The sequence below is a fragment of the Micromonospora echinofusca genome, from assembly GCF_017614955.1.
GTDB classification, from domain to species: Bacteria; Actinomycetota; Actinomycetes; order Mycobacteriales; family Micromonosporaceae; genus Micromonospora; species Micromonospora echinofusca_A.
In genome coordinates, this window is sequence record NZ_WVUH01000052.1 from 1 (window position 1) to 12,336 (window position 12,336).

At 73.3% G+C, this 12,336-nt stretch carries 12 protein-coding genes; 5 read left to right on the plus strand and 7 right to left on the minus strand.

Features of this window, described 5'->3' with window-relative positions:
- Both GSF22_RS08935 and GSF22_RS08940 read left to right on the plus strand, forming a co-directional pair.
- On the plus strand, nt 1-267 hold a 267-nt coding region (locus tag GSF22_RS08935), incomplete at its 5' end, for a DUF5682 family protein (protein WP_244366770.1).
- 5 nt (nt 268-272) lie between these two features.
- Nucleotides 273-1,439: a VWA domain-containing protein gene (locus tag GSF22_RS08940; protein WP_208812762.1), complete on the plus strand. Its 1,167-nt coding sequence runs from the start codon at nt 273-275 to the stop codon at nt 1,437-1,439.
- A 106-nt stretch (nt 1,440-1,545) separates the two neighbouring features.
- Here GSF22_RS08940 and GSF22_RS08945 read toward each other — a convergent pair whose 3' ends face one another.
- Together GSF22_RS08945 and galT are read right to left on the minus strand one after the other, a co-directional pair.
- On the minus strand, nt 1,546-2,373 hold the full coding sequence (locus GSF22_RS08945; RefSeq protein ID WP_208812764.1) for a class I SAM-dependent methyltransferase: 828 nt from the start codon (nt 2,371-2,373) through the stop codon (nt 1,546-1,548).
- Between the two features lie 109 nt (nt 2,374-2,482).
- Nucleotides 2,483-3,691 (minus strand): galactose-1-phosphate uridylyltransferase, encoded by a 1,209-nt coding sequence (gene galT / locus GSF22_RS08950; protein WP_307803847.1) that lies wholly within the window; start codon nt 3,689-3,691, stop codon nt 2,483-2,485.
- A 192-nt stretch (nt 3,692-3,883) separates the two neighbouring features.
- Between galT and GSF22_RS08955 the strand changes: the two genes are divergently transcribed.
- Nucleotides 3,884-4,756, plus strand: coding sequence for a DeoR/GlpR family DNA-binding transcription regulator (locus GSF22_RS08955; protein WP_208812766.1), 873 nt, complete (start codon nt 3,884-3,886; stop codon nt 4,754-4,756).
- Between the two features lie 29 nt (nt 4,757-4,785).
- Nucleotides 4,786-5,907: a galactokinase gene (gene galK, locus GSF22_RS08960; RefSeq protein WP_208812781.1), complete on the plus strand. Its 1,122-nt coding sequence runs from the start codon at nt 4,786-4,788 to the stop codon at nt 5,905-5,907.
- A 33-nt stretch (nt 5,908-5,940) separates the two neighbouring features.
- Here the strand turns inward: galK and GSF22_RS08965 are convergent, their stop codons facing one another.
- Genes GSF22_RS08965 through GSF22_RS08975 form a run of 3 tightly spaced genes read right to left on the minus strand, consistent with a single transcriptional unit; the run spans nt 5,941 to nt 8,871 of the window.
- Complete coding sequence (locus tag GSF22_RS08965; protein WP_208812768.1) at nt 5,941-7,107, minus strand: class I SAM-dependent methyltransferase; 1,167 nt, start codon at nt 7,105-7,107, stop codon at nt 5,941-5,943.
- Nucleotides 7,108-7,144: 37 nt separating this feature from the next.
- Nucleotides 7,145-7,930, minus strand: a complete 786-nt coding sequence (locus GSF22_RS08970; protein WP_244366774.1) for a thioesterase II family protein — start codon at nt 7,928-7,930, stop codon at nt 7,145-7,147.
- A gap of 5 nt (nt 7,931-7,935) precedes the next feature.
- On the minus strand, nt 7,936-8,871 hold the full coding sequence (locus GSF22_RS08975) for a TauD/TfdA family dioxygenase (protein ID WP_208812770.1): 936 nt from the start codon (nt 8,869-8,871) through the stop codon (nt 7,936-7,938).
- A 208-nt stretch (nt 8,872-9,079) separates the two neighbouring features.
- Here GSF22_RS08975 and GSF22_RS08980 point away from each other — a divergent pair, with 208 nt between their 5' ends.
- A complete protein-coding gene (locus GSF22_RS08980; RefSeq protein ID WP_208812772.1) occupies nt 9,080-9,952 on the plus strand; it encodes an aldo/keto reductase in 873 nt (290 codons plus the stop codon).
- A gap of 47 nt (nt 9,953-9,999) precedes the next feature.
- Here the strand turns inward: GSF22_RS08980 and GSF22_RS08985 are convergent, their stop codons facing one another.
- Nucleotides 10,000-11,385 (minus strand): MFS transporter, encoded by a 1,386-nt coding sequence (locus tag GSF22_RS08985; RefSeq protein WP_208812774.1) that lies wholly within the window; start codon nt 11,383-11,385, stop codon nt 10,000-10,002.
- Nucleotides 11,382-12,320: an ornithine carbamoyltransferase gene (locus GSF22_RS08990; RefSeq protein WP_208812785.1), complete on the minus strand. Its 939-nt coding sequence runs from the start codon at nt 12,318-12,320 to the stop codon at nt 11,382-11,384. The genes GSF22_RS08985 and GSF22_RS08990 overlap by 4 nt, the downstream gene beginning before the upstream one ends.
- Nucleotides 12,321-12,336: the final 16 nt, after the last annotated feature.

Sequence of the window (12,336 nt, forward strand, 5' to 3'; positions counted from 1 at the left end):
GGGCTGCTGCTGGTGCACGACGACGACCTGCTGTCCCTGGTGGACGACTGGTTGACCGGCATTCCGGCCGACTCGTTCACCGAGGTGCTGCCCCTGTTGCGGCGTACCTTCGGCGGTTTCGCCGCCGGTGAGCGGCGGGCGATCGGCGAGCGGGTCAGCGCCACCGGGGGTCCGGTGGCCGCCGCCGTGGCGGTGGGACTCGACCACGACCGGGCGGCGACCGTGCTGCCCACCCTCAGCATCCTGCTCGGACGGGAGATCCGGTGACCTCGATGACCGAAGTGGCCCGGCAGGAACGGCTGCGCCGGTGGCGACTGGTGCTGGGCGGCCCGGCCGACGGCTCCTGCGGGAAGCCGGGCGGCGGGGACGCCGCGATGGACGGCGCGCTGGCCGCGCTCTACGACAACGGGGACGACGGGGAGGGCCGGTCGGCGCAGCGCTCCGCCGGGCTGGGCGGGTCGGCCCCCCGGGTGGCCCGCTGGCTGGGCGACATCCGGGAGTACTTCCCGTCCACGGTGGTGCAGGTGATGCAGGCCGACGCGATCGAGCGGCTGAACCTCACCCGGCTGCTGCTGGAACCGGAGATGCTCGCCGCCGTCGAACCCGACGTGCACCTGGTCGGCACGCTGCTCTCGCTCAACCGGGTGATGCCGGACCGGACCCGGGACGCCGCCCGGCAGGTGGTCCGCCGGGTGGTCGAGGAGTTGGAGAAGCGGATCGCCCAGCAGACCCGCGCGGCGGTGACCGGGGCACTGAACCGGGCCGCCCGGATCAACCGGCCCCGGCACGCCGACATCGACTGGGACCGGACGATCCGCGCCAACCTGAAGCACTACCAGCCGGAGCTGCGGACGGTGGTCCCGGAGCGGCTGGTCGGGTACGGCCGGCGGACCACGGCGGTACAGCGGGACGTGGTGCTCTGCGTCGACCAGTCCGGTTCGATGGCCGCGTCCGTGGTCTACTCCGGGGTGTTCGCGGCCGTGCTGGCCTCGATGCGCTCGCTGCGGACGTCGCTGGTGGTGTTCGACACCGCCGTGGTGGACCTCACCGACCAGCTCGACGACCCGGTGGAGGTGCTGTTCGGCACCCAGTTGGGCGGGGGCACCGACATCAACCGGGCGATCGGCTACAGCCAGCAGCTCATCACCCGGCCCCGGGACAGCATCTTCGTGCTGATCAGCGACCTGTACGAGGGCGGTGTGCGGGAGCAGATGCTGCGCCGGGTGGCGGAGATGACCGCCGCCGGGGTGCAGGTGGTGGTGCTGCTCGCGCTCTCCGACGAGGGGGCACCGGCGTACGACCGGACGAACGCCGCCGCGCTCGCCGCGCTGGGGGTACCGGCCTTCGCCTGTACGCCGGACGCGTTCCCGGACCTGATGGCCGCCGCGATCCAGCGGCGGGACCTGGTGGCGTTCGCCGAGCGCTTCGCCGACCGCTGACCCGGCCGGTCCCGGTGCCGGTGCCGGTGCGGAGCTGGTCCTGGCGCCGGTGCGGAGCTGGTCCCCGCGCCGGGTAGAGCCGGTCCTGGCGCCGGGGCCGGCCGCGTCAGCCGCGCCGGCGGGCCTGGAGGGTGTAGGTCTGGGGCAGCCGCCAGGGCCGGTCGGCCAGCCGCCACTCGCCCTGCCCGTCCCGGGCGGTCCGGCCGGGGAGCGCGTCCCAGGGCGCGCTGTCGTGTTCGACCAGCATGGTGAGGTCGAGGCCGGCGTCGAGGAGCGCGGTGACGGTCTCGCCGAGGCCGTGGTTCCACTCGTGGGTGACGTTGTGCTGGAAGGTCACGTCGGTGGCGACGTACGTGCCGCCCTCCGTCCAGACCTGCGGCTCGGGCCGCTCGAAGTACGGGTGCTCCACGGCGAGCAGCCCGTCGGCGCGGGTGTCGTCGAGGGCCCAGAGCATCGGGTGCCCTTCCCGGAGGAAGAGCCGGCCACCCGGTCGGAGCAGGGCGGCGACCACCTCCGCCCAGCGCCGGATGTCGGGCAGCCAGCAGAGCGCGCCGACCCCGGTGTAGACCAGGTCGAAGGCGCCCGGTTCGAGCACCTGCGCGGCGGCGTACACGTCGGACTCGACGAAGTCGATCTCCGCACCGGTCCGGGCGGCCAGGCTGCGGGCCTGGGCGAGGGACGCGTTGGAGAAGTCCAGCCCGGTCGTCCGGGCACCGAGCCGGTGCAGCGACAGGGTGTCGGTACCGATGTGGCACTGGAGGTGCACGACCCGCAGCCCGGCGATGTCACCGAGGCGGGGCCGGTCGAAGCGGACCACGTCGCTGAGGTGTCCCGGGTCCGCGACGAAGCGTTCCACGGCGTAGTCCGGGGACGACGCGTGGGCGGGTGCCCGCTCGTCCCAGCTGGCCCGGTTGATGCTGCGGTAGTCCGTCACGCCGGGGACCCTCGCACACCGGCAACGCCCGGACAACGCGTTTTGCGGGTCCGGGCGTCCTGCCCTGAGGGTGGCCCGGGACGGGCGACGGGCCGGCGACGGGGGACGGTCAGGCCGCGCCGACCTCCCGCAGCCGCCGGGCCGCCTCCTCCGGCACGATGTCGTTGGAGAAGGCGTCCATGCCGGACTCGGTACCGGCCAGGTACTTGAGTTTGCTGGACGTCCGCCGGTTGGTGAACAGTTCCAGGTGCAGGGCGAACTCGGCGGCGCCGGGGGCGTCCGGGGCCTGGTGCCAGGCGGCGATGTAGGGCGCCGGGGCGTCGAAGAGCCGGTCGAACCGGCGGAGCAGGTCGAGGTAGATCGGGGTGAGCGCGGCCCGCGCCCCGGGGTCGAGGTGGGGCAGGTCGGGCACCCGCCGCCGGGGGTAGAGGTGCACCTCGTACGGCCAGCGGGCGGCGAACGGCACGAACGCCGTCCAGTGGTCGTTCTCCGCCACGATCCGGCTGCCGTCGGCGGTCTCGGCGGCCACCAGGTCGTCGAAGAGGTTGCTGCCGTGGGCAGCCCGGTGCGCGGCGGCCCGGTCGAGCATCCGTCGGGTGCGGGGCAGCACGAAGGGGTAGGCGTAGATCTGGCCGTGCGGGTGGTGCTGGGTGACGCCGATCTCCGGTCCCCGGTTCTCGAAGCAGTAGACCTGGCGGATGTCGGGGCGGGCGGAGAGCGCCCGGGTCCGGTCGCTCCACGCCGCGAGGGCCAGCCCGGCCTGGTCGGTGTCGAGACCGGCGAAGGTCACGTCGTGCCGGCTGTCGAAGCAGACCACCTCGCAGCGGCCGGTGGCGGGCATCTCGGCGAGCAGGTCGGCACCGGTGTCCGCCGTCGGGGCGAGCGGGCCGGGGCCGGCAACCGGGTCCACGGCGCCGGCCACGCCGTCGACCGGGGCCGGCCGCACGGCGCCGGTGGCCGCACCGACCAGGGCGGGGAACCTGTTCTCGAACACCACGACGGCGTAGTCGGGCGCGGGCACCTCGGTCTGCCGGCCGTCGAGGGAGGGGCAGAGCGGGCAGTCGGTGGCGGCGGGCAGGAAGATCCGGTTCTGCCGGTGGGTGGCGACGATCACCCAGTCACCGGTACGCGGATCGAGCCGCGCGCTGCCGGTGGCGGGTCGGTCCGGCAGGTCCCGCCGGTCGGGCCAGCTGTCCCGGCGGACCGGGGCGCGGTCGTAGTAGATCAGCTCACGTCCGTCGGCGAGCCGGGTCACGGACGTGTGGACGTCCCCGGTGCTGCTGCGGGGATCGGCGTCGGCGGGGATCGGGATGGACACGGTCGGAGCCTAAACCCAGAAACGAACAAGGAGCAACACGATCGAACAGACGATTCACCACCCCGCCGCGCGACCGGGGCCGGTCCGCCGGTCGGCACCGCAGATTCAGCCGCGTACAACTGGGCATCTGGGCCGGTGTTCGATATTGTTCGTCCGTTCCGGATCCGTAGCCCTGTGAACCGAGGAGGCCGGGTGCTCGCACCGCAGCGTCGGGCGGCGATCGTCGACGAGGTACGCCGCCGTGGCGGGGTACGCGTCAGCGAACTCGCCAGCTCGTTCGGGGTCTCCGACATGACCATCCGGCGGGACGTCGACGTGCTCGTGGCGCACGGTCTGATCGCCCGGGTGCACGGTGGTGTACTCGCCGTGGAGACCGCCGCCGACGAACCGGCGTACTCGGTGAAGGCGACCCGGCAGGAGGCGGAGAAGGCGGCCATCGCGCGGGCCGCCGCGCAGCTGGTGGCCCCCGGCTCGGCGGTGGGCATCTCCGCCGGCAGCACCACGGCCGCGCTCGCCCGGCTGCTCACCACGGTGCCCGGCCTGACCGTGGTGACCAACTCGGTGGCGGTGTCGGACGTCTTCCACCGCGACCAGCGTCCCGACCGGACGGTGCTGCTGACCGGTGGCGTCCGCACCCCGTCCGACGCGCTGGTCGGCCCGGCCGCCACGGCCGTGGTCAGCCGGCTCAACGTCGACCTGCTCTTCCTCGGCGTGCACGGGATGAGCGCCCGGGCCGGTTACACCACGCCCAACCTGGCCGAGGCGGAGACCAACCGGGCGCTGGCGGCGATGGCCCGGACCGTGGTGGTGCTCGCCGACCACACCAAGTGGGATCTGGTCGGCATCGCCACGATCATGCCGTTGGACGGGGCCGACGTGGTGGTCACCGACACCGGCCTGACCGACGACGCGCGCACCGAACTGCGGTCCCGCGTCGACGAGGTGATCCTCGCCGACCCGGGAAGTGGCCCCGGAGGCGGCGCCGGCAGTGGCCCGGGAGGCAACGCCGGCAGCGCAGCCGGGACCGCCGCCGGACCGCCGGCCGATCCGACCGTCCGGCCGTGAAACCCTTCGATCCACAGGAGTACGGCAGCATGTCCGCAGGTAACGGCACGTCCGCTGAGCAGGGTGTCTGGGTCGCTCCCGGGCGGGTCAACCTGATCGGGGAGCACACCGACTACAACGACGGTTTCGTGCTGCCCTTCGCCCTGCCGCACCGCACCTCGGTGACCGCCCGGCTACTGCCGGGCCCGGCCCGCTGGGTGGTGTCCAGCAGTTTCGCGGCGGAGCCGGTCACGATCGGCCCGGACGACCTTGTTCCGGGCCGGGTCACCGGCTGGGCCGGGTACGTCGCCGGGGTGCTCTGGGCGCTCACCGACGCCGGCTTCACCCTGCCCGGAGCCGAACTGTCGGTCGGGTCGGACGTACCGGTCGGCGCCGGGCTGTCGTCGTCGGCGGCACTGGAGTGCGCGGTGCTGACCGCGCTGTGCGACCTGGCCGGCGTCGACCTGCCGGTGGCGGACCGGCCCCGGTTGGCCCAGCGGGCCGAGAACGACTACGTCGGCGTGCCCTGCGGGGTGATGGACCAGGCGGCGTCCACCCTCTGCCGCACCGGTCACGCGCTCTTCCTGGACTGCCGTTCGCTGGCCGTGGAGCACGTACCGTTCGACCTGGCCACCGCAGGTCTGGCGATGCTGGTCGTCGACTCGCGGACCCCGCACCAGCACGTCGACAACGAGTACGCGCTGCGCCGGTCGACCTGCGAGCAGGCCGCCCGGCAGCTCGGGGTGCCCGCCCTGCGGGACGTCGACGACCTCGACGCGGCGCTGCGGGCGCTGCCCGACGCGGTGACCCGCCGCCGGGTCCGGCACGTGGTGACCGAGAACCAGCGGGTACGGGACACCGTCGACCTGTTGCGGGCCGACCGGCTGCGGGACATCGGCCCGCTGCTGACCGCCTCGCACCGGTCGATGCGGGACGACTACGAGATCACCGTCGCGCAGGTCGACCTGGCCGTGGACACCGCGTTGGCAGCAGGCGCACTGGGTGCCCGGATGACCGGTGGCGGTTTCGGTGGCTGCGTCCTCGCCCTGGTCGACGCGGACCGGGCGGACGCGGTACGGGAGGCGGTCGCCGGGGCGTACGCGGACCGGGGGTTCGACGCGCCGGTGGCGTTCCTGGCCGAGGCGGGAGCCGGCGCGCACCGGCTGCGCTGACCCCCGGCCGGGCGGCACCGGCGCGTCGACGGGTCAGTGCCGGCCGGTCGCCGTGGCCACCACCAGGGACTGCACCTGCTCCACGGGGTCCACCACCGGCACACCGTGCAGCTCGACCCCGGTGAACCCGGCCTGCTCCAGCGCCGCCCGCCAGCCGGGTCCGTCCAGCAGTGGCGAGTACGGGATGCGGGCCTCGTCGTCGGCGTACCGCCACCAGCCCTCGGCCAGACCGAAGGTCAGCGTGTTGTAGTCCAGCCGCCGGGTCATCTCGTTGACCACCAGGATCCCGCCCGGCTTGAGCAACCGGTGACAGTTCACCAGCGTGCTGGCCATCCGTTCGGTGGCGTGCAGCACGTTGCTGGCGAGCACCACGTCCACCGAGTGGGGTTCGAAACCCTGATCGTCCGGGCTGCCCTCGACGTTGTAGCGCGCGAAGTCCAGGTAGGGCCGACCCGCGCCGAACTGCCGGCGGGCCAGCCGCAGGAAGACCGGACCGACGTCGGTGTACAGGTAACGCAACCGGTCGGCCCACTCCCCCAGCGCGGCGAGCACCGGCCCGGTGGTACCGCCGGTCCCGGCGCCCACCTCCAGGACCTCCGCGTACCCGCGCGGATAACGCTGGAGGAACTGCCGGACGTGGCTCTGCACCCGCTCGGCGCAGAGCTGGTTGAAGAAGTCGAGCTGCACGTTGTCCCGGTACACGGCCGAGACCAGGTCGGCCGAGCCGCCCGGGAAGAGCACCTCGTTGGCCGGGACCCGACCGTCCAGCACCTCGACGAGACGGGCCTGGCAGGTGGTCAGCAACGGCAGGTACCCGGCCACCTCCGGGTACGCCTCCCGGAGCCGGTCGGCCTCGGCGGCGGCCACCCCGTCGGCGGCGAGCCCGGTGACCTCCGGGATCCGGTCGGTCACCTCGAACCGGTCACCGGCGCGGCGCAGGTAACCGGCCCGGTCCAGGATGTCGAGCAGGGCGTGGCAGAGCCGGTCGTACTGCGGCAGCACCCCGAACCGGTCCCGGAGCTGTTCCACCCCGACGGTGCCGCCGGGCGCCGGCAGGGCGTCCACGGCGACCAGTCGGGCGGCCAGCAGTCGCTGACCGAAGCCGGTGACGGCGTGGAAGCCGGTGCGGAACCGGTCGTACCGGGCCGGGTCCAGGGGCGTCGTCAACGGCGGCACCCCTTCGGTGAGCAGTTCGGTCACAGATTGCCTCCCCAGGTTGTGACGGTGGCACCACCGGTCAGGCCGGTGGCGTGGTCAGGTCCCCCAGCTGTGCGGTCAGGTCGGCCACCAGGTCGGCCTCCGCCGGTACCAGGTAGAAGTGGTCGCCGGGGAACGCCCGCAGCCGGAAACCTCCGGTGGTCAGCTCCGCCCAGGCGGCGACCTGCGCGGGCGTGCAGGCCGGGTCGGCGGTACCGAGGTACGCCACGATCGGCACGTCCACCCGCCGTGCGGTGCGGGGCAGGTGCCGGTGGATCAGGCGCAGGTCCGCGCGGAGCGCGGGGAGCACCAGTTCCCGCAGTTTCGCCGACCGGAACACCACCGGGTCCACCTGGCCGAGCGCGCCGATGCGGGACAGGAACTCCTCGTCGTCGAGCTGGTCCGGGTCCTGGTCGACCCGGGTGACGTGCGGTGCCCCGTGCCCGGAGACGAACAACGCCACCGGCGCGGCGCCGAACCGCTCCGCCAGCCGCATCGTCACCTCGTACGCCACCGAGGCACCCATGCTGTGCCCGAACAGCGCCAACGGCCGGTCCAGGTACGGCACGAGCGCGTCGGTGACCCGGTCGGCGAGGACGTCCATCCGATCGACGCAGGGTTCGGCGAGCCGGTCCTGCCGGCCCGGGTACCGCACCGCGAGCAGGTCGACGCAGTCCGGTGTCCGGGCGGCCCAGGACTGGAAGAAACCGGCCGTGCCACCGGCGTGCGGCAGGCAGACCAGGCGGAGCCGGGAGCGCAGGCCACCCCGGAACACCCGCAGCCAGGGGTCGGAGTCGACCGGGCGGGCCACCACCGTCGTCGTCATCGTGGTCAGTCCGACATGGCGACCAGGATCCGGCGGTCGCCGGTGTACGGCCGCCGGCCGTGCGCGGTCAGCACGTTGTCGATCAGCAGCAGGTCACCGACCCGCCAGTCGACGTCGATCGCGGCGGCCAGGCCCCGGTCCCGGATCTGGGTGACGTACTCGTCGGGGATCGGGGAGCCGTCGGCGAAGGTCACCGACTGGGGCAGCTCGTCCTGCGCCATCACCTGCGTCATCACCTTGGCGATCTCGTCGTCCAGACCGGCCGGGTGCCATTGGTCGGCCTGGTTGAACCACACCTCGGCGCCGGTGACCGGGTGCCGGGTGGTGGCCGGGCGGAGCTGGGAGACCCGCAGCCCGTCCACCGTCCACTGCCAGTCCGCCCCGCTGTCGGCCAGGAACTCCTCCACCTCGTCCCGGCTGTCGGTCTCGAAGGTCTCCCGCCAGCTCTTGCCCAGGCCCATCCCGTCGTGCAGGTTCTGCTGGTAGCGCAGCCCACCGGCGAAGTCGGCGCGCAGCTGCGGATCCAGCGAGTCGAGCCACAGGGCGGCGTCCACCACCGGGGTGGCCCCGCCGGTCTCCGCCGCGATCTGGCAGAAGAAGAGCAGCCGGGCCGGCCACGAGGCGGCGTACGACAGCTCGTTGTGCATGGAGATCGTGTAGCGGGCCGGGTACTCGGTGGAGGTGTAGACGTTCCGCCCCACCTTGGTGCGCGGCGAGTTGCCGTGCACGTACGCCAGCCGTCGGGGCAGCAGCAGGTCCATCACCGGGTCCAGCGTCTCCGGTCGTACCCCGAAGCCCCGGAACACCAGCGCCTTCTCGGCGGTGAGCAGCGCGGTGAGGTCGATTCCGGCGAGATACCCGACGAGCGCCTCCGCGCCCGGCGCACACCCGACGCTCTCCGGGCTGATCTCCAGCGGCTTCCAGCTCTCGTGTCCGTTCATCTTCCAGGCTCCCTCGGCGTCCCGGGCGTTCGACCGGGCCCAGGGTCGGCCCGATGGCTATATTTCGTCGATATCGCCCGCCCAGGGCCGACGGTCCCCGGGCCGCGCCCGCATGACCGAGGGGGTGTCGATCCCCGGGCGGACGGCACCGGGGCCGGTTAGATTTGCCGCGACGAGCACTGACGGCCGGATGAGGGGACGCAACCTGATGGGGACCAACGCCGTGGACCGACCCGCGAAGGCGTCCGGCACGTACCGGATCGGCGGTGACCTCCAGGTCGACCGGCTGGGGTACGGCGCCATGCAGATCACCGGTCCCGGGGTGTGGGGCGACCCGAAGGACCCGGCCGAGGCGGTCCGGGTACTGCGCCGGGCGGTGGAGCTGGGGGTGACGTTCGTCGACACCGCCGACTCGTACGGCCCGTTCGTCTCGGAGCTGCTGATCCGGGAGGCGCTGCACCCGTACCCGGACGACCTGGTGATCGCCACCAAGGCCGGCCTGACCCGCTCGGGTCCGGGCGACTGGCGGCCGGTGGGACGGCCCGAGTACCTGCGCCAGCAGTGCGAGCTGAGCCTGCGCCACCTGGGTCTGGACTGCATCCCGCTGTACCAGTTGCACCGGATCGACGCCAAGGTGCCGTTGGCGGACCAGCTCGGTGAGCTGGCGCTGCTGAAGCAGGAGGGCAAGATCCGGCACATCGGACTCTCCGAGGTGACCGTCGCGCAGATCGAGGCCGCCCAGGAGATCACCCCGGTCGTCTCGGTGCAGAACCTCTACAACCTGGCCGACCGCAGCGCCGAGGACGTCCTCGACCACTGCGAACGCCACGATCTCGCGTTCATCCCGTGGTTCCCGATCGCCACCGGCAACCTGGCCCGGCCCGGCGGTCCGCTGGACGCGATCTCCACGGAGCACGGCGCGACGCCCGCGCAGCTCGCCCTGGCCTGGCTGTTGCGCCGGTCGCCGGTCATGCTGCCCATTCCGGGTACCTCCTCGGTGGCGCACCTGGAGGAGAACGTCGCCGCCGCCGGGGTGCGGTTGACCGACGCGGAGTTCGAGGCGCTCGCCCGGGCCGCGTGACGGTACGGCCGGCCGCCGGCTAACCCTGGCGAGCCGCCGGCCACGGGCTACCCGGCCGGGCCGCCCGTGGCACCACCGGCCGTTGCCTGCTCGGCTGCCTCCCGGCGTTCGGCCTCGGCGGCGGCCCGGCCACCGAAGCCGAGAACGGAGAGCAACGCGATGACCGCCATCGCCCCGCCCACGACCGACATGGCGGTGCTGACCGCCGTCGAGTCGAGCAGGAAACCGGCGAGCAGCGCGCCGAGCGAGTTGGCGCCCGAGGTGAGCAGCATGACGATCGACCCGGCCCGGCCGCGCAGCCGGTCCGGGGCGGTCCGGAAGACGTAGAGCATCCCGGCCACGTTGCCGATGCCCGCCCCGTAGTGGATCAGGGCGAAGATCGCCCCGAGCAGGATCAGGTTCGGCGCGAAACCGATCAGGGACATCAGTACCGCCCAGCCGACGTTGACGGTCATGATGATCCGCCGGATACCCCAGCGGCTGAGGTAGAAGTTGCTGGTCATCGCGCCGGCCATGCCGAACACGCTGTTCACCACGAGGAGCAGGCCGACGGTCGGCGGGGAGCCGCCGGCCGCCTTCACGATCACCACCAGGCCGAGGCCGAGGACCTGGAACAGGATGTTGCTCGCCGCGAACAGGCCGATCGCCCGGCGCAGGTAGAGCTGTCCCCAGACGAACGCGAAGCCCTCCCGCATCCGGGCCAGCAGCCCGGCACCCCGGTCGGTGTCCGGCTGCGGGGCCTGCAGGTCCCGCCGGACGAAGATCAGGGTGGCCAGCGAGATCAGGTGCATCAGGGCCGCGAACCCGAAGGGCGCCCACCGGGTCACCGCGTAGAGCAGGGTCCCCGCCGGCTGGCCGAGGATACTGGCCGCGTTGGCCCGGGACTCGTTGGCCGCCGTCGCGGCGCCGTACCGCTCGGCCGGGACCACGTTGAACACCGCCGCGCGCTCGGCCAGCGCGTAGCAGATGCCCAGGGTGGCCTCCACGAACGCGACCGCCATCAGGTGCGGCAGCCAGACCGTGTCCCGGGCGACGGCCACGGCGACACTGCCGATCGCCAGGATCCGGCCGACGTTGCACCACAGCATGGTCCGCCGCCGGTCCCACCGGTCGACCAGGACCCCGGCCGGGAGCTGGGCGACCAGATTGGGCAGCAGCGCGGCGAAGGTGACCAGGCTGGCCGCGGTGGCCGAGCCGGTCGACCAGAAGACCAGCAGGGTGTAGCTGATCGAGGTGGCCCGGGAACCGAGAGCGGACACCCCGGCGCCGGTCCAGAGCAGCAGGAAGTCCCGGTTGCCGGTCAGCCGTCCCCGGCGTGTGGTGGGCGGGGCCACCTCCGGCGGGCCAGCCGAACCGGCCGTCTCCGGCGTGGCGGCCGGATCGGCCACCGTCGGCGTCGCCGCCGGGCCGGCCGCCGGGCCGGTCACCGTCACGGCCGGGGTCCCGTGGTCGGCGCCAGGCACCAGTCGAGTACCGCCATCGCGCTGTAGAGCTTGTTCTCGGCCTGCTGGAAGGCGATGCTGGCCGGACCGTCGAGCACCTCGGCGGTCACCTCCTCGCCCCGGTGCGCCGGCAGGTCGTGCAGGAACACGGCGTGCGGGCTGCCCCGCCACAGTCCCTGGTGCACCTGGAACGGGGCGAAGTGGCGCCGCCAGTCCGGGTCGGGCTTGCTGGTGCCGGTGGTCTGCCAGCGGGTGGTGTAGATGGCGTCGAGGTCGTCCGGCAGGTCGTCCATGTGGTGCCGCTCCACGATCCGGGCACCCCGCTGCCCGGCCTGCGCGGTGGCGTCGGCCAGGATGTCGGCCGGCAGGCCGTAGCCGGCGGGGGTACGCAGCTCCAGCTCCACCCCGGGGAACCGGGTCAACGCCAGCGCCAGGGCGGTCGCGGTGTTGTTGGCCTCCCCCACGTAGAGCAACCGCAGGTGTTCGATCCGGCCGAACCGGCGCAGCAGGGTGGTCAGGTCGGCCAGCGCCTGGGTGGGGTGCTCCTCGGCGCTCATCGCGTTGACCACCGCCATCCGGTCCTGCCGTGACCAGTCCCGCATCTCGGTCGGGTCGGCGGCGGTCCGGGCCACCAGGGCGTCCAGCATGCCGGCCAGCACCCGACCGGTGTCCACACTCGACTCCCCGGTGTTGGTCTGGAGGTCGTGCGGCCCGTACGCCACGACCCGGGCACCGAGCCGCAGCGCGGCGACGGTGAAGGCGCTGCGGGTACGGGTGGAGGTCTTCACGAAGTAGGTGCCGACCACCCGTCCGGCCAGCGGCTCGCCGTACCCCCCGGCGGCGAAGCGGGCCCCCTGGGCGACCACCGAGTACAGGTCGTCGTCGGTGAGGTCACGGATGGACACCAGGTGCCGCACTCCCGGCACCGGCTGCCCGGCAACC